This window comes from Sulfitobacter sp. TCYB15, assembly GCF_040435955.1.
GTDB lineage: Bacteria > Pseudomonadota > Alphaproteobacteria > Rhodobacterales > Rhodobacteraceae > Sulfitobacter > Sulfitobacter pontiacus.
The window spans coordinates 2587310-2604283 of record NZ_CP159193.1; the positions used below are offsets into that span (position 1 = coordinate 2587310).

At 61.7% G+C, this 16974-nt stretch carries 19 protein-coding genes and 1 riboswitch; of the genes, 9 read left to right on the plus strand and 10 right to left on the minus strand.

The window, feature by feature from the left end:
• Window positions 1-48, minus strand: a riboswitch (SAM-SAH riboswitch).
• A gap of 8 nt (window positions 49-56) precedes the next feature.
• The 7 genes from lnt to miaB all read right to left on the minus strand — a co-directional run bounded on the left by lnt (window position 57) and on the right by miaB (window position 6681).
• Window positions 57-1574, minus strand: a complete 1518-nt coding sequence (gene lnt / locus ABM428_RS12390) for an apolipoprotein N-acyltransferase (protein WP_353627986.1) — start codon at window positions 1572-1574, stop codon at window positions 57-59.
• Entirely contained in the window at window positions 1574-2482 is a 909-nt protein-coding gene (locus ABM428_RS12395) for a hemolysin family protein (protein ID WP_005849427.1), read from the minus strand. The genes lnt and ABM428_RS12395 overlap by 1 nt, the downstream gene beginning before the upstream one ends.
• 20 nt (window positions 2483-2502) lie before the next feature.
• The gene (gene ybeY / locus ABM428_RS12400) at window positions 2503-3027 is read right to left on the minus strand and encodes an rRNA maturation RNase YbeY (protein WP_286759920.1); all 525 of its coding nucleotides are present in this window, start codon (window positions 3025-3027) and stop codon (window positions 2503-2505) included.
• Window positions 3028-3094: 67 nt separating this feature from the next.
• A complete protein-coding gene (locus ABM428_RS12405; protein WP_009825126.1) occupies window positions 3095-4084 on the minus strand; it encodes a PhoH family protein in 990 nt (329 codons plus the stop codon).
• Window positions 4085-4238: 154 nt separating this feature from the next.
• Window positions 4239-4550: a hypothetical protein gene (locus tag ABM428_RS12410; RefSeq protein ID WP_005849430.1), complete on the minus strand. Its 312-nt coding sequence runs from the start codon at window positions 4548-4550 to the stop codon at window positions 4239-4241.
• Between the two features lie 15 nt (window positions 4551-4565).
• Window positions 4566-5141 (minus strand): OmpA family protein, encoded by a 576-nt coding sequence (locus ABM428_RS12415; protein ID WP_005849431.1) that lies wholly within the window; start codon window positions 5139-5141, stop codon window positions 4566-4568.
• A gap of 220 nt (window positions 5142-5361) precedes the next feature.
• Window positions 5362-6681 (minus strand): tRNA (N6-isopentenyl adenosine(37)-C2)-methylthiotransferase MiaB, encoded by a 1320-nt coding sequence (gene miaB, locus ABM428_RS12420; protein WP_005849432.1) that lies wholly within the window; start codon window positions 6679-6681, stop codon window positions 5362-5364.
• Window positions 6682-6795: 114 nt separating this feature from the next.
• Between miaB and ABM428_RS12425 the strand changes: the two genes are divergently transcribed.
• Window positions 6796-7671, plus strand: coding sequence for a glycosyltransferase family 2 protein (locus ABM428_RS12425; RefSeq protein WP_132997718.1), 876 nt, complete (start codon window positions 6796-6798; stop codon window positions 7669-7671).
• A 42-nt stretch (window positions 7672-7713) separates the two neighbouring features.
• Here the strand turns inward: ABM428_RS12425 and irrA are convergent, their stop codons facing one another.
• Window positions 7714-8133 carry an iron response transcriptional regulator IrrA gene (gene irrA / locus ABM428_RS12430; RefSeq protein WP_005849434.1) on the minus strand — a complete coding sequence of 140 codons (420 nt, stop codon included), beginning with the start codon at window positions 8131-8133 and terminating at the stop codon, window positions 7714-7716.
• A gap of 193 nt (window positions 8134-8326) precedes the next feature.
• Here irrA and fabA point away from each other — a divergent pair, with 193 nt between their 5' ends.
• From fabA to ABM428_RS12445, 3 genes are all read left to right on the plus strand, one after another.
• Entirely contained in the window at window positions 8327-8836 is a 510-nt protein-coding gene (fabA, locus tag ABM428_RS12435; protein WP_132997719.1) for a bifunctional 3-hydroxydecanoyl-ACP dehydratase/trans-2-decenoyl-ACP isomerase, read from the plus strand.
• Window positions 8837-9013: 177 nt separating this feature from the next.
• Window positions 9014-10243 carry a beta-ketoacyl-ACP synthase I gene (gene fabB, locus ABM428_RS12440; protein ID WP_132997720.1) on the plus strand — a complete coding sequence of 410 codons (1230 nt, stop codon included), beginning with the start codon at window positions 9014-9016 and terminating at the stop codon, window positions 10241-10243.
• A 9-nt stretch (window positions 10244-10252) separates the two neighbouring features.
• Complete coding sequence (locus ABM428_RS12445; protein WP_005849437.1) at window positions 10253-11044, plus strand: enoyl-ACP reductase; 792 nt, start codon at window positions 10253-10255, stop codon at window positions 11042-11044.
• 116 nt (window positions 11045-11160) lie between these two features.
• On the opposite strand, the gene ABM428_RS12450 is transcribed toward ABM428_RS12445, so the two are convergent.
• Window positions 11161-12273, minus strand: coding sequence for a class I SAM-dependent RNA methyltransferase (locus ABM428_RS12450; RefSeq protein ID WP_132997721.1), 1113 nt, complete (start codon window positions 12271-12273; stop codon window positions 11161-11163).
• A gap of 96 nt (window positions 12274-12369) precedes the next feature.
• Window positions 12370-12798: a peptidylprolyl isomerase gene (locus ABM428_RS12455; RefSeq protein WP_005849439.1), complete on the minus strand. Its 429-nt coding sequence runs from the start codon at window positions 12796-12798 to the stop codon at window positions 12370-12372.
• A gap of 183 nt (window positions 12799-12981) precedes the next feature.
• On the opposite strand from ABM428_RS12455, the gene ABM428_RS12460 reads away from it, so the two are divergent.
• From ABM428_RS12460 to ABM428_RS12480, 5 genes are read left to right on the plus strand one after another with little or no spacing between them, the layout of a single operon-like run.
• The gene (locus tag ABM428_RS12460; protein ID WP_132997722.1) at window positions 12982-13668 is read left to right on the plus strand and encodes a haloacid dehalogenase type II; all 687 of its coding nucleotides are present in this window, start codon (window positions 12982-12984) and stop codon (window positions 13666-13668) included.
• Complete coding sequence (locus ABM428_RS12465; protein WP_304950908.1) at window positions 13668-14492, plus strand: alpha/beta fold hydrolase; 825 nt, start codon at window positions 13668-13670, stop codon at window positions 14490-14492. Before ABM428_RS12460 ends, ABM428_RS12465 begins: the two co-directional genes overlap by 1 nt.
• Window positions 14489-15460 (plus strand): threonine/serine dehydratase, encoded by a 972-nt coding sequence (locus tag ABM428_RS12470; RefSeq protein WP_341205480.1) that lies wholly within the window; start codon window positions 14489-14491, stop codon window positions 15458-15460. Before ABM428_RS12465 ends, ABM428_RS12470 begins: the two co-directional genes overlap by 4 nt.
• 21 nt (window positions 15461-15481) lie before the next feature.
• Complete coding sequence (gene pcaD / locus ABM428_RS12475) at window positions 15482-16270, plus strand: 3-oxoadipate enol-lactonase (protein ID WP_353627987.1); 789 nt, start codon at window positions 15482-15484, stop codon at window positions 16268-16270.
• Complete coding sequence (locus tag ABM428_RS12480; RefSeq protein WP_278425566.1) at window positions 16263-16973, plus strand: alpha/beta fold hydrolase; 711 nt, start codon at window positions 16263-16265, stop codon at window positions 16971-16973. Before pcaD ends, ABM428_RS12480 begins: the two co-directional genes overlap by 8 nt.
• Window position 16974 lies beyond the last annotated feature (1 nt).

The window sequence follows — 16974 nt, forward strand, 5'->3', positions numbered from 1 at the left end:
TGCTCCAATAGATTTCTTAGCCACGTCAGGAAGCCGTTGTGGCCGATTAACGGGGCTTAGCTTTGCCTGCCCCTTTGGTCAAACTTTAAGTTGCGTCGTCGGCGCAGGATAACAAGGGCAAACCCCGCCAAAGTGATGAAAAGAAACGGCCATTCGCCCCATCTGCTATAGGGTGTCGCAGGGCGTGGTGCGGGCAAAGGGGCATCCAGAAAGCCTGCCTCGTTCAGGGCCAGACTCTTTGTGACGCGGCCCCAGGGGTCGATCATCGCCGAAACGCCCGTGTTGGCGACGCGTGCCATGGGCAGGCCTTGCTCTATCGCGCGCATCCGGGCCTGAGCCAGATGCTGCAACGGCCCCTGCCCCTTGCCGAACCACGCGTCATTCGTGAGTTGCATCAAGAACGCGGGCCGCGCAGGTGCAGCGTTGACGTCCCGCGCAAAGACGGCCTCGTAGCAGATCAGGGGCAGCGCCTGGCCCAAGGGCCCCAGATCCATCAGATCTGCCCCCGGACCCGAGGAAAACCCACTGCCAAACTGCGCCGCCATGCCGCGCAGACCGATACGGCCCAACAGATCGCCAAAGGGGATATATTCGCCAAAGGGCACGAGGTGGTGCTTGTCATAGGTCTGCACAACCTCGGCGTCCGGCCCCAGCAACACGGCCGAGTTGTAATAGGCCATGTCGTCGCGCCGCTGCACCCCCAGAACCACAGGCGTACCGGCTGCGGCTTCGCTGATATAGGTCAGCGCGCCATGGGCCAAATCAAGCGGCCACGCGATGGCGGTTTCGGACCAGAGGATCAGATCAGGCGCCGCATCCCCCTGCGCAGGCGGCGCAGCGGTCAGCGCCAGCTGACGATCAAAGAATTCGGGGATTTTGACGGGGTCCCATTTGTCTTTCTGCGCCGCATTCGGCTGCACCATACGGATCATATGGTCGGTAACCGGAGCGTCGCCCCCCCAAAAGGGTACCGTCAACGCCGCCACGCCCAAGACCCGCGCGCCCCAGACAGCGCCCTGCCGCACCAATGTGCCCCGCGCGCGCTGTACCACCGCCACAGCCAGCGCTACAAAGGCAAGGGTCATGCCGTAGGGCCCCACCAGCGCAAGCCCCTGCCCCGGCCAATGGTTGACCAAAGACTGAGAGAACATCCCCCACGGGAAGCCGGTGAACAGATAACCGCGCAGCATTTCGGCGGCGGGCAGGACGAAGATCAGCGGCCAGACCTGTGCCGACAACCGGCGGGACACGTAGAACGCCAAAGCCCAATACAAGGCCAAACCGCCCGTCAGCCCCGCCACAGCAAAAGGTGCCATCCAGGCATAGCGTTCGGGGTCGACCATGAAGGGCGATATCAGCCACGACCACCCATGCAAGAAATAGCCAAAGCCAAAGCCCCAGCCGAGGGCTGCGGCCTGCCGGGGCGTTGCAGCAGCGCGGTAGATCAACAGAACAGCCGCAAGTGCAGCCATCAAGACCAGCGGCAAATCATAGGGTGCCTGCCCAAAGGCCGCGACAACGCCCGCAAGCACCGCGGCCCCGAACCGCATCCAAGCGGCACTGCGCAAAGTCATCAGTGAGATCCGGCCATACGCACGCGCAAACGCTTGATCCGGCGCGGATCAGCGTCGATCACCTCGAACTCGGGGCCATCGGGATGCACGACCACTTCGCCACGTGCCGGCACCCGTCCCGACAGCATGAAGACCAACCCGCCAAGGGTGTCGATCTCTTCTTCGTCAACATCATCGTGGTCGGTCAGCGAATGGCCAATCTCGGCCTCGAAGTCATCCAAGGGTGTCTTGGCCAGCGCGAGGTAGCAGCCGGGTTTTTCGACCGTCCAATATTTGCCTTCGTCCACGTCGTGTTCGTCTTCGATCTCGCCGATGACCTGTTCGATCAGATCCTCGATTGTGACCAGCCCGTCGACCCCGCCGTATTCGTCAATCACCAGCGCCATATGGCGCCGTTCGGCCTGCATCTTGGTCAGCAAGACGCCGATGGTCATGGACGGCGGCACGAACAGCAAGGGACGCAGCATCGCCTGAAGGTCAAATTCGGTGTTTCGGCCGTTAAAGCCGTGGGTCAGCGCCAGATCCTTGAGGTGGGCCATGCCAACGGGGGTATCGAGCGTGCCGTCATATACCGGCAGGCGCGTCAGACCGCTGTCCTTGAACACGCCGACCAGCTCATCCAGCGTCGAGGTCACCGGCACCGCGGTGATATCCGCCTTGGGCACCGCCACATCATCCACCCGCATCCGGCGCAGGTTCATCATGCCGCGGGTCGACAGCCTGTCAGCCTGTGCCGCGGTGATCTCCTCCTCTTCCTCGTTGTCCGACGCGCTAAGTGCGCCCATGACCCGGGAAAAGAAGCCACCGGATTTCGGGGTGTCTTCGGTTTCTTCGGCCTCGGAGGCCGGTATGATGTCTTCCAACTGCGCGCTCTGCGCCGCCTCAGATGATCCGTCTGTGTCGCCCATCGGGTCCTGTCTTTATGTGTTTAGGCAGGCGGTTGCACTGCGTCGTCTCTATATGGGTCATCCAACCCCAATTTGCCAAGTATTTCTACCTCTAACCGTTCCATCAGGGTCGCATCCCCGTCCCGTTCGTGGTCATACCCCAACAGGTGAAGCAGCCCGTGCACGATCAAATGGGTCACGTGATCGGCCATCGGGCGGCCTGCGGCCTCTGCCTCGGCGTGGCAGGTGTCATATGAAATTGCGATGTCGCCCAGTTCCAGCATATTGTCGAACCCCGGCGTGACCGGCAGCGGAAGTTCGCCGTCGCGCGCGGCTCCGCGTTCGTCGGCGGGCCAGCTGAGCACATTTGTCGGCGTGGGCTTGTCGCGGAAATCTGCGTTCAACGTGGCGATATGCGCATCGTCGCAGGCCAGCACCGTCACCTCGGCGGTGTCGGCATCCAGCGACAGATGCGCCAATGTGGCGCGCATCGCGCGGGGGCATAGGGTATCAAGGTCCAGACCGGCCCAACGGGGGTCTTCCTCTATCACGTCAAGCGCCTGCATCAGCGCCCCACCGGGGGCCAGCCCCCGGCCCCCCGGAGTTTATCTGGCAAAATGAAGCAGCCGGCCATCACGCGTGGCCTGCATCTGCTTCATAGGCTTCGATGATCGCGGCCACGAGCGGGTGGCGCACCACGTCTTTCGAGGTGAAGTAGTTAAAGCTGATCTTGGGGATCGTCTTGAGCAGCCGTTCCGCGTCTTGCAAGCCCGATGGCACGCCGCGTGGCAAGTCGATCTGGGTCCGGTCACCGGTGATCACCATCCGCGAGCCTTCGCCCAGACGCGTCAGGAACATCTTCATCTGCATCGAGGTCGCGTTCTGCGCCTCGTCCAGCACAACAAAGGCGTTGGACAGGGTCCGCCCGCGCATGAAGGCCAGCGGCGCGATCTCGATCTTTTTCTCTTCGATCAGCTTGGCCAGTTGTTTACCGGGCAAGAAGTCATTCAGCGCGTCATAAAGGGGCTGCATGTAGGGATCGACCTTGTCTTTCATGTCACCGGGCAGGTAGCCCAGCTTCTCCCCCGCCTCCACGGCAGGGCGCGACAGAATGATGCGGTCCACGTGGCCCCCGATGAACATCGACACGCCGACGGCCACCGCAAGATAGGTTTTACCCGTACCGGCAGGGCCGATGCCGAAGGCCAGTTCGTTGTCGAACAGTGATTGCACATAGGCTTTCTGCGCGGCCGTGCGGGGTTCGACGCGTTTCTTGCGGGTCTGGATTTCGACGCCGCCCAAATTCGGCATCTCGATCTGGTCGCCCGGGCGCACCCCCGTCCCAGCCGCTGAATCGCCCATGCGTAGCAAACTGGTGACATCGGCGGGCTCCACACTGCGCCCGCCTTCCAGTCGGGCGTAAAGCCCTTCGAGCACAGAGGCCGCGCGGGTGGTCGCGTCTTCCTCTCCCATCACCGACAGGTGGTTGCCCCGGCGCACGATCTGGACCTCAAGCGCCGTCTCTACGGCGGTCAGGTTGGCGTCATAGGGGCCGCAGAGATCGATCAGAAGCCGGTTGTCCGGAAATTCAAGCTGCTGCGCATGAGAAGCGGGAGGCGTCATTGTGTCACTAGATGGCAAAGCGTTTTCCTAATTGGAGGTGTCTTTGGATTAATATGGGTCCCATATTCAAACTATGTACCCCTTTGAGCCGACAAAAACGGGCCGGAGCGTAAAACGCGCCGGCCCGATCCTATGTGCAGGAGTGGTCGCAAGATCAGTTGGGATCTCGGACGCGCGAGCCGCCTTTGAAGTCGCCCGCCGTATATGTGGGCTGGGCCACGCCAGAGCAGACCGGCTTGCCGTATTTGTCCAGTCGCTGGCTCAGGTAGCCTTCGACGCCGTCGTCGATGATCCAGTGGTCGCAGCCATTGGGATCGACCCAGATGCCGGCCTGAAGCTGGCTCAGGTGCTTTTTGTCAAAGCCACGGTCGACGGTTTTATCGGCGGGATAGCCCCGGCCTTCGTAGTCAGCGCAGGCACCCAGTGTCAGGGCGCAGGCGGTGACCATCATAATCTTAGCTTTCATCACGTTACTGTCCCCTTAGCGAATGCAGATGATTTCGACGCGGCGGTTCTTGGCCATACCGCCCGCTGTGCCATTGGACGCCGCTGGCATCCGTTCGCCATAGCCGCGGACATCCGCAATGCGGGCCCCCGATTGCTGGGCGATGCTGGCAACCGCATTGGCACGGTTCAGCGACAGCTTCATGTTATAGGCATCCGACGCGCGGCTGTCTGTGTGCCCGCTGATGATATAGGACACGGCACCCGTAGTCTTGAAGAATTCAGCCAGACGGGCGCGGCCCTGCGGGTGCACACGGTAGCTGTCGGTGTTGAAGAACTGGTCCGTATTCATCACGCCGCAGACGTTACCCCGGCGGCAGACCGGAATACCCTGACGGGTGACATGCGGTGTCATATAGCCTTCGGCACCGTCATCCATGACCCAATGTTCACACCCATCGGGGTCAACCCAGATCGTTGGAATATACTGGCCCTTGTCACGGCCCTGTTGAGATCTTGTTTGTGCATCGGCAGCAGATGCCTGAAGCACGAATGTTGCGGCAATCATCGTGCCCGCAAACAGCCGTAGCCCCTTGGAAATTGTATTAAACACAGCCCTCGTCCTTTTCTTACTGTCCCCCAGTCGGAAGACCCACAGATACCCCAGGCACCACGGTCGTCCGCTATATGTTGTGAGATTAAGAGGTAAACGCGCTTCTGTGAAGCGCGAATGCGGCCATATTTACTATATTACTGCCACACTTACGCCATTTTCCGGCCATTGCAGTCGTTTTGGTCTACAATCATTGCGGGCAAATCGCGACCGGTGACACCTAAATCTGACGTGCCGTCAGCGAATTGGTTTTGGCATCAACGATTCTGACGCGAACAACGTCGCCAATTTCGGCCTGCGCCTCGTCGATATGCACAGAGTGGAGGTATTCGGATTTCCCCACCATCTGCCCCGCCTCGCGGCCCGCTTTTTCGACAAGAACAGAAACATCGCGCCCCACCATGCTGTTCTGGATCTCGCGCTGTTGACCGGTGATCAGCCCTTGCAAGCGCTGCAGGCGTTCGTCGGCTATGGCGGGCTCTACCTGCGGGCGTTCGGCGGCGGGGGTGCCGGGACGGGTCGAGTATTTGAACGAATAAGCGTAGCCGTATTTCACCTCGCGGACGAGCTCCATCGTGGCTTCGAAATCCGCGTCGGTTTCTTCGGGGAAGCCGACGATGAAATCACCCGACATCACGATATCGGGGCGCGCGGCGCGGATGCGTTCGATCAGCCGCAGATAGCTTTCGGCGGTGTGGCTGCGGTTCATCCGCTTGAGGATACGGTCCGAGCCGGATTGCACGGGCAGGTGCAGATAGGGCATCAGCTTGTCGATCTCGCCATGGGCGGCGATCAGCGCGTCGTCCATATCGTTGGGGTGGCTGGTGGTGTAGCGGATACGCTCTAGCCCGTCGATCTTGGCCAACTCCTTGATCAGGCGGGCAAGCGTGTAATCCGCCCCCTCTTCCCCCACGCCGTGATAGGCGTTGACGTTCTGACCCAGCAGGGTGACTTCGCGCACGCCGCGTTCTACCAGTTCGCGCGCTTCGGTCAGCACGCGGGTCGCGGGGCGCGAGACTTCGGCCCCGCGGGTATAGGGCACCACGCAGAAGGCGCAGAATTTGTCGCAGCCTTCCTGCACGGTCAGAAACGCAGAAGGCGCACGCGTCGCTTTGCCGCGGCCTTTCAGCTTTTCGAATTTATCCTCTTCGGGGAAATCCGTATCAAGCGCGGTTTTGCCAGAGCGCACGCGCGCCTCCATCGCGGGAAGGCGGTGATAGGATTGCGGCCCCACGACCAGATCAACGGCCGGCTGACGGCGCATGATCTCTGCCCCTTCGGCCTGCGCCACGCAGCCTGCGACGCCAATCTTCAGATCGGGGTTCAGTTCCTTAAGAGGCTTCAGGCGGCCCAGTTCGGAATAGACTTTTTCTGCTGCCTTTTCACGGATATGACAGGTGTTCAGCAGGATCATATCGGCGTCAGCTGCGGTCTTTGTCTCGACGTAGTTGTCGCCCAGAGACTCGGCCATACGTTCACTGTCGTAGACATTCATCTGGCAGCCGTAGGTCTTGATGAACAGCTTTTTTGGCGCGGTCATGGCAGGGTCCGTTGATCAAAGGTGCAAAAGCGCGGTCTAACAGCGCCAGCGTTCTCTTGCAATGCGTCCCGATTTGACAGATTTAAGGCACAGTACAAATAGAGCCGAGGTGTCATGCAGTACCGCAGTCTTCACCATTTTATCAGTGACAGCAAAGCGGTGCTGAGCAAGGGGCCCATTGCCCTCATCATGGTCGAGGACGCGATAGAGATCGAGACGACGCTGCGCCACCACCAGCAGCTTGGCTTTGCCACCGCTGTCGCGTTTATGCCCGCCAGCTTCGCGCTGGCCCGTGATGTCGCCGAAAGCAAAGGCGTGCTGCGCGTGGACTACGACATGGACCGCGAGGGCGCGCTGGAAAATGCCGTAAACGCCGTGATCGAGGCCGCACCGGGGCAATGGCTTTATACCTGCTACAACGCCGAATATCTGTTCTACCCTTTCTGCGAAACGCGCACCGTGGGGGAGTTGCTGGCCTTTCACACGGAAGAGCGCCGCGATGCGATGCTCACCTATGTCGTTGATCTTTATGCAGATGATCTAGGTGCCGCCCCGAACGCGGTATCGCTGGACAACGCCTTTCTGGACCGGTCCGGCTATTACGCGCTGGCGCGGCCTGACGGCACGCCGGACAACCACCCCAAAGAACGGCAGCTTGATTTCTTTGGCGGATTGCGTTGGCGGTTCGAGGAACATGTGCCCGCCGCGCGGCGCAAGATCGACCGTATCTCGCTGTTCCGCGCCAAGCCCGGCTTGCGGATGCGGGACGATCACACCTTCACGGTTGAAGAATACAACACCTACGCCTGCCCGTGGCACCACAATATCACGGCGTCGATCTGTTCTTTCCGCACGGCCAAGGCGCTCAAGTCCAACCCGGGCAGCAGGGATAGTATCGCCAGCTTCAAATGGCACAACTCCGCGCCGTTTGAATGGCATTCTCGCCAACTGCTGGATCTGGGGTTGATGGAACCGGGGCAGTGGTTCTGAACGCAGGGGACCGGAAAAAACCGTGCCCCAGACCGAACAACCCTAGCCCTTGCGGCGCAGACGGATCACCACATCGACCGAGGCGATCTCGGCCCCTTCGGGTGCGTCGGGCAACTGCGCGATCACCAACTGGTCAGAGGGCGCATCAGACAGGCGTGCCTCGTCCTCCCAGAAAAAATGGGGGTGATCATGGGTGTTGGTATCGAAGTAGCTTTTGGACCCGTCAACCGTGACTTCCTGCATCAGCCCCGCGTCGCAAAAGGCGCGCAGTGTGTTGTAGACGGTTGCCAGCGACACGGCATCGCCCTGCCCCTTGGCCGCGTCAAACAGGCTTTCGGCGGTGACATGGCGGTGCTGACCGTCGCCCACCAACAGATGCGCCAGCGTCATGCGCTGCCGCGTGGGGCGCAGGCCCGCCTTGGCAAGCCACTCAGAACTGATCTGCTGTGTTGTTTGGGTCATTGGCTATAAGTACCTCTCATGTGCTATATATAAGGGGCAATGGGGGCGGTTTTCAAACGGAAATCCGGAAACTCTTGCCAGCGCCGCCTTTCGCCGTCGCGTAAATGTCGTGTGCCTGCGCCCTTGCGGGCCTGCGGCGCGCAATGCTAAACCTGCCGGGATTTGAAATTCAGCCCTCAGGAGCCGCGATATTATGGCCGACTACCCCACCAGCTTTGACAAAGAAGCCCTGCTCAAATGCGCCCGTGGCGAGCTTTTCGGCGAAGGCAACGCGCAGCTGCCCGCCCCGCCGATGCTGATGATGGACCGGATCACAGACGTCTCCGCCGATGGCGGTGCCCATGGCAAAGGCCACATCACGGCCGAATTCGACATCACGCCCGACCTGTGGTTCTTTGACTGCCACTTCCCCGGCAACCCGATCATGCCCGGTTGCCTTGGCCTGGATGGTCTGTGGCAGCTGACCGGCTTTAACCTTGGCTGGCGCGGCTGGCAGGGGCGCGGCTATGCGCTTGGCGTGAGCGAAGTGAAGCTGACCGGCATGGTACGCCCTGACCGCAAGATGCTGACCTACAAGATCGACTTTACAAAAGCGATCCAGACCCGCCGCCTGACCATGGGCGTTGCCGATGGCATCGTCGAAGCCGACGGCGAGGTGATCTATCAGGTCAAGGACATGAAGGTCGCGCTGAGCGAGAGCTAAGCCCACCCGTCAGATCATCGCTCGGATCACCTTGCTGATCATCCAGACAGACTGATGGCTTGATTTGTCGCCCCATAGGCGGCAAACGGGAAACGAACGTGCGGCCCCGCGACAAGCGTGCGGGCCGCGCAGCATCAAGAGGGCACCCGCCCCACACAGATCAAGGGAGTGCAGCCCATGCGCCGCGTCGTCGTCACAGGATTGGGAATTGTCTCGTCCATCGGAAACAATGCAGAAGAAGTTCTGGCATCGCTGAAAGACGGGACCAGCGGCATCGTCGCCAGCCCCGAAATGACAGAGCACGGCTTTCGCAGCCGCGTTGCAGGGACGCTCAAGATTGATGTGGCCGACCACATCGACAAACGCGCGCTGCGTTTCATGGGCGGCGGTGCGGCTTATGCCTATATCGCCATGCAGCAGGCCATCGCGGATGCGGGCCTGAGCGAAGACCAGATCAGCAACCCGCGCACCGGCCTTGTGGCGGGCTCTGGCGGGCCGTCGACATCGGCGCTGTTCACTGCGCATAACGTGGTGCGCGACACCGGCGCGACCAAGCGGATCGGACCGTTTGCCGTGCCGAAATGCATGTCCTCCACCGTCAGCGCGAACCTGTCCACCGCCTTCAAGATCAAGGGCATCAACTATTCCATCACCTCGGCCTGCTCTACCTCGCTGCATTGCATCGGCAACGCGGCGGAACAGATCATGCTGGGCAAACAGGACGTGATGTTCGCTGGCGGCGGCGAAGAGCTTGACTGGACGCTGTCCTGCCTGTTCGACGCCATGGGCGCGATGAGCAGCAAATACAACGACGCCCCCGAAACCGCGAGCCGCGCCTTTGACGCCAACCGCGACGGGTTCGTCATCTCGGGCGGCGGCGGCATGCTGGTGCTCGAAGAGCTAGAGCACGCCAAGGCGCGCGGTGCCACGATCTATGCCGAAGTCACTGGCTATGCGGCGACATCGGACGGTCACGACATGGTGGCCCCGTCCGGCGAGGGCGGCGAACGCGCCATGCGCTTGGCACTGGAAACCCTGCCCGAGGGCCGCAAGGTCGGCTATATCAACGCGCATGGTACCTCCACACCTGTCGGCGACGTGGGCGAGATCGAAGCGGTCCGTCGCGTTTTTGGCCAGGGCACCACGCCCCCCGTCAGCTCGACCAAGTCGATGACCGGCCACGCCCAAGGCGCTGCCGGCGCGCTCGAGGCGATCTTCTGCCTGCTGATGCTCAAGAATGACTTTATCGCCAAATCCATCAACGTCGTTGATCTGGACCCGAAACTGGACCCGTCCGAAATCGCTCTGGAACGTGTGGACAATGCCGGTCTGGATTCGGTGATGACCAACTCCTTCGGGTTCGGCGGCACCAACGGATCGATGATCCTTTCCAAATTCCAAGAGTAAGGGCAGCAGATGTCAGACATGCTTAAAGGAAAACGCGGCCTGATCATGGGTGTCGCGAACGAACGCTCCATCGCTTGGGGCATTGCCAAGGCGATGGCCGAAGCCGGTGCGGAACTGGCATTCACCTATCAGGGCGAGGCCTTTGGGAAGCGTCTCGAACCTCTGGCGCAGAGTGTCGGGTCGGACTTCATGGTCGATGTCGATGTCACCGACGACGCCTCGCTTGATGCCGCGTTCGAGCAGTTGGGCGCGCGTTGGCCCACGATCGATTTCGTCGTCCACGCCATCGCCTTTTCCGACAAGTCCGAGCTGACTGGCCGCTTCCTGAACACCAGCCGCGCGAACTTCAAGAACTCGATGGATATCTCGGCCTATTCCTTCATCGAGATCGCCCGCCGTGCGCATCCGCTGATGGTCGAGAATGGCGGCACCCTGCTGACGCTGACCTATATGGGATCAAACCGCGTGACGCCCAACTACAACGTCATGGGCGTGGCAAAGGCCGCACTGGAAAGCGCCACCCGCTATCTGGCGAATGATCTGGGCCCAGAAGGCATTCGCGTCAACGCGATCAGCCCCGGCCCGATGAAAACGCTTGCCGGTGCCGCGATTGGCGGGGCGCGCAAGACCTATAAACACACCGACACAAACGCCCCCATGCGCGCCAATGCGACACTGGAAGCGGTTGGCGGGACCGCGGTCTATCTGGCCTCGGATGCCGGTGCTTGCACAACGGGCGAGATTATCCGCGTGGATGGCGGGTTCCATGTGCTGGGGATGCCGCAGGCGGAGAACCTTTAACGGTACTGGCGGACCGGGGCGCTGCCACAAAGTTCTATTTACGGGGCTCTGCCCCGGACCCCGGGATTTCAGACCATTTGGAAATGGCGCGGCGCGTCTGGAAAGGGCCGTCGCGTTTAGCGTAGGGGCGAGGTTTGGTAGAGCCAGACCTTCATGCCGCCGTGGGCGATGGCGGGACCTTGGGGTTTCCACGGCAGGCCGGTGGCTTTGGCCAAGGGCGGCTCGGACGTGACAAGGCCGACGCGCCAGCCTTTAAAGCGGGTCAGCAGCGTTTGCCCGAGCGTACCATAAAGCGGATAAAGCAGTTTCTTGTTGCCGATGCGCCCGCCGTAGGGCGGGTTCACCATGACAAGGCCGGGGGGGCCATCGGGCGGGGACAGCTCCCCCGCGGCGTGGTTTTCGAAGGTTACGGCATCGGCCACCCCTGCCCGTTCGGCATTCATACGGCTCATCCGGACGGCACCCGCGTCACGGTCAGAACCATAGAAACGCAGTGGCGTGGATGTGGTGGGGGTGTCGCGCATGGCACCCCATTGGGCAGCGTCAAAGCTCGCGAGGTCTTCGAAAGCGAAATGGCGCGAGCGGCCGGGGTTGAGGCCCATGGCGATCTCGGCCGCCTCGATCACGAAGGTCCCTGAGCCGCACATGGGATCGACCACCGTCTCGGTGCCCGTGTACCCCGCCTGACGCAGCATCAAATAGGCCAGGTTTTCGCGCATCGGCGCTTTGCCCACGGCTTCCTTGTGGCCGCGTTTGTGCAGCGCATCGCCCGAGGTATCGAGGCTGATGGTCACCACATTGTCGTCGATCCGGACCTTGAGCACGAGAGCCGCCTCGGGCGAGATCGTAACCCCGAGGCTTTCGCGCAAGGCGGTTTCAATCCGCTGGGTCGCGGCACCGGCGTGATAGATTTTAGAGGCTTTCGTGGTCACCTGCACCCGCAGCGGCACATCGGCGCGCAGCACATCGCCCCAGGGGAACTTGCGCGCGCGTTTGTCCAGCTGCGCCAGATGGAACGCCATGAAGGACCCGATCCGCGCCAGCACGCGCGAGGCTCCGCGCAGTTGCAGGTTCGCGCGCCAGACCTCGGGCCATCCGCCCTGCACCGTGATCCCGCCGGGCGAGGCCACAGGATTGGCAAAGCCTTTTTCTGTCACCTCGGCGAGAAGCATGTCTTCCAGACCGGGGGTGGCCACGATAAAAATGTCGAAGGTGTTTTGACTGTCCATAACCGCTGCTTACTGCGCGGCGCGCGAGGTTTCGAGCGGTTTCTTGGAGCAAGACAGTCCGGCGCGATCAAAAGCGCCGGACTGTATGGGCCTGGTTCAGGCGATTTTTACCAGTTCGATGTCGAACTGCAGGTCTTTGCCCGCCAGCGGGTGGTTGGCGTCAAGGGTCACAGTGGCGTCGTCAACCTCGACAACCATCACCGGCATCGCCTGCCCGTCCGGGGTTTGCATCTGCAGCTGCGTGCCAATTTCCAGCGGGATATCCGCAGGGATGCCTTCGCGTGGCACAGCCTGACGCATCTCGGGGTTCACATCGCCGTAGGCCTCTGCGCTGCCGATCTTGACGACTTTCTTGTCGCCGACTTCCATGCCGGGCATCGCGCTGTCGAGGCCGGGGATGATCTGGCCGGACCCGACCGTGAACTCCAAAGGCTCGCGCCCTTCCGAGCTGTCGAAGGTGCTGCCGTCAAGCAGGGTACCAGTGTAGTGAATAGCAACAGTATCGCCGGATTTAACCTGCGTCATAGAAAGCTCCGATCCATAAAGGGAAAATACAGGAGGCCGCGTATCTGCGCGGGTGCTCCGGGTTCGGCGCGCAGTGTTTCAAGCCTGCGTCCCGTCGTAAACCCCCATGAGGCCAGTTTTTCGGCCTTTTCTGTCGTGACGGGTCGTGACAGTCTTGCGGAAGAAATATTCAGGGGGGAAATCATGGCGATTACAACATGCGTGTTCGACGCATATGGCACCTTGTTCGATGTGGCCGCCGCCGCACGGCAAGCCGCGTCAGAGCCGGATTTTGCAGCGATAAAAGACAGCTGGCCGCAGGTCGCCGAACATTGGCGGCAAAAGCAGCTTGGCTATTCCTGGCTGCGCGCTGTCACCGGGGCCCACGACGATTTCTGGCAGGTCACCCAAGAGGGTCTGGACTGGGCACTGGAAAAGACCGGAAACGACAACGACCCCGCCCTGCGCGAACGCCTGCTGGCGCTTTACTGGGAACTTCAGGCCTTCCCCGAAGTACCCAAGATGCTGAAAACGCTAAAGGAAGCTGGGCTGAATACCGCGATCTTGTCGAACGGATCACCAGCCATGCTGGACGGTGCGGTTTCCTCCGCCGGTCTGGGTGACACGCTGGATACGGTGCTGTCGGTGGAGAGCGTCGGCGTCTTCAAACCACATGCGAAAGTCTATGAACTGGTCGGACAGCGCTTTGCCTGCGCGACCTCCGAGGTGTTGTTTGTCTCGTCCAACGGATGGGATGCAGCAGCGGCGACAGGCTTTGGCTTTACCACCGCTTGGGTCAACCGCGCGGGAGAGCCGATGGACCGGCTGCCGTGGCAACCGGCCCATGTGCTGCAGGACCTCAACGGCATCCCAGAACTGGCAGGCGTATAATGGCTCATTTCACCACATCCGACGGGCTATCGCTCTATTTCACCGACGAAGGGGCGGGTCTGCCGATTCTCTGTCTTGCAGGATTGACGCGGACCACAGCGGATTTCGACTATGTCACCCCCCATCTGGAAGACGTGCGTCTGATCAAGATGGACTATCGCGGGCGCGGGCGCTCTGACTTCGACCCTGACTGGTCACACTATTCCCCCCCTATTGAATGTCGTGATGCGCTGGAGCTGCTGGATCATCTGGGCATCGACAAGGCCGCCGTGCTTGGCACCTCGCGCGGGGGGCTGAATGCATTGGGGCTGGCCAAAGGGGCCAAGGATAGGTTGCTGGGCGTCGCCTTTAACGACGTTGGCCCGCATATTGACCCGCAGGGGCTGGATTTCATCATGGGCTATATCGGCCGCAATCCTGCTGCCAAGACCCATGCCGAGGCCGCCGCCGCCATGCCGCGTGTGTTTCCCGAATTTGACGACGTGCCCGACAGCCGTTGGATGGAAGAAGCGCAAAAGCATTACACCCAGACCGAAAGCGGCTTGCAGATCACGTATGACAAGCACCTGCGCGATGCGGTGGCCAAGGCGTTCTCTGCCCCCTCCCCCGACCTGTGGCCGTTCTTTGACGCGCTTGACGGGCTGCCAATTGCCTGCATCCGTGGCATGGCGTCCAATCTGCTGAGCGAGGAAACCTTGCAAGAGATGGAACGCCGCCGCCCCGATATGGTGGTCGCGCGGGTGCCGGGACGTGGGCATATTCCGTTTCTGGACGAACCTGAGGCGGTTGCGGCCTTGAACGAATGGATCGGGAAGATGCAATGAATATCGACATGATCCGCGCGGCAGCGCGGCGGCTGGAGGGGCACGTGCGGCGCACGCCTTTGCTGAACTCTCCGTTTCTGGATGACATCGCGGGGCGGCGCGTTTGGGTCAAGCCCGAGTGCCTGCAACACACCGGCAGCTTCAAGTTTCGCGGCGGCTGGTCGGCGGTGTCGGCACTGGAGCCCTCCGTGCGCGCCAAGGGGGTCATCGCCTTTTCCAGTGGCAACCACGCCCAAGGTGTTGCCTATGCGGCCAAGCTGCACGGGGTGCCTGCGGTGATCATTATGCCCGCCGACGCCCCCCGTCTGAAGATCGCCAACACCCGCGCGCTTGGGGCCGAAGTCGTACTTTATGACCGCATGACGGAGGACCGCGACGCCATCGGCGCGGCTATGGCGGAGGAACGCGAATTGACGTTGATCAAGCCTTTTGACGACCCGCTGGTGATCGCCGGTCAGGGGACAACGGGGCTCGAGATCGCGCAGCAGGCCGCCGACGCGGGGATCGCCCGTGCCGATGTAATTGCCTGCTGTGGTGGTGGGGGGCTGACCTCTGGCATCGCGCTGGCGCTTGAAGCCGAGGCACCGGGGCTGCGTGCGCGTACCGCCGAGCCCGAAGGCTTTGACGATGCCGCGCGGTCGCTCGCCGCAGGAGAGATCACGCGCAACGCCGCCCTTGGCGGGTCGATCTGCGATGCCATCGTCACGCCGCAACCGGGCGATCTGACCTTTCCGATCCTCAAGCGGCTTTGCGGCCCCGGCCTTGTGGTCAGCGACACCGAAGCGCTACGGGCGATTGGCCATGCGTTCAACCGTCTCAAACTTGTGGCCGAACCCGGCGGGGCTGTGGCCCTTGCCGCCGCGCTGTTCCGGCAAGACGAGATCGACGGCGACGATGTGATCGTCACCATCTCGGGCGGGAATGTAGACAGTGATATTTTCTCGCGGGCGCTTGCCACGCTTGACTGACGCCCCACAGGAGGTTCTGACATGAAGATTTTCGATACTGGCGACGTGCGTCTGCATTACCGTGTGGATGGCCCCGAGGATGGTGCGCCTGTGGTCTTTGCCAATTCACTGGGGACTGATCTGCGCCTGTGGGATCCGATCCTGCCGCTGCTGCCCAAGGGTCTGCGCATCATTCGTTTTGACAAACGCGGGCATGGGCTGTCGTCCTGCCCACCTGCGCCCTATGCGATGGGGGCGCTGATTGGTGATACGGAAAAGCTGCTGGATCATCTGGGCGTAAAGGGCTGCGTCTTTGTCGGGCTGTCCATCGGCGGGATGATCGCCCAAGGGCTCGCCACCAAGCGGCTGGACCTGATCCGCGCCATGGTGCTGTCCAATACCGCCGCCAAGATCGGCACCAAGGATATGTGGGCAGACCGGGTGCGCGCCGTGCAAGACAGCGGGATCGAACCGATGGCGGATACCATCATGGAACGCTGGTTCGCCGCCCCCTTCCGCGCCACGCCTGAGCTTGATCTTTGGCGCAATATGGTCGTACGCCAACCGGCCGAAGGCTATGCCGGTTGCTCTGCCGCGATTTCGGGGACGGATTTCTACACGCCCACGGCGGCGCTGCGCCTGCCTGTGCTGGGGATTGCGGGCTCCGAAGACGGGTCCACGCCCCCTGATCTGGTGCGCGAGACCATCGACCTGATCCCGGGATCTAAGTTCAAGATCATCCGCAAGGCCGGCCACCTGCCCTGCGTCGAACACCCGCAGGAATATGCAGCGCTGCTGACCGAATTTTTGCAAAGCGTTGGCCATGTCTGACATCCTTTTGGTCCACGGCTCGTGCCACGGCGCGTGGTGCTGGCGTGATCTGATCCCTGCGTTGCAAGAATTGGGCCACAGCCCCCGTGCGATTGACCTGCCCAGCCACGGCGACGACACGACGCCGGTCAACGCGGTCACGCTCGACAGCTATGCCGATGCGGTGCTTGCGGCCTCTACCCCCGATACGGTGGTGGTGGGTCATTCGATGGGCGGTTTTGCCATCGGGGCGGCGGCACAGAAAGATCCAAGCGCCATGGCGCGGCTGATCTATCTATGTGCCTACGTCCCTGCGGCGGGGCTATCGCTGGCCGAGATGCGCAAACAAGCCCCGTCGCAACCGCTGATGCCCGCTGTGCGCCTCGCCCCGGATGGCAAAAGCTTTACCCTTGATCCCGCGATGACAGAGGCGCTGTTCTATCACGACTGCCCGCCGGATGTCGCAGGTTTTGCCGCACCGCGCCTCTGCGCGCAGGCCGTGGCCCCGACGATCAAGCCTCTGCCAGATACTGCCCGTGCGGACGCCATGCCGCGCAGCTATATCCGCTGTATGGACGACCGCACCATCCCGCCCGCCTATCAGGTCACGATGACGAAAGACTGGCCAAGCGCGGATGTTCATGAGATGGCCTGCGGGCATTCACCCTTCTTTACCGATCCCGCCGGTCTGGCGCGGATCATTGACGACATTATCCCGAGGTAAC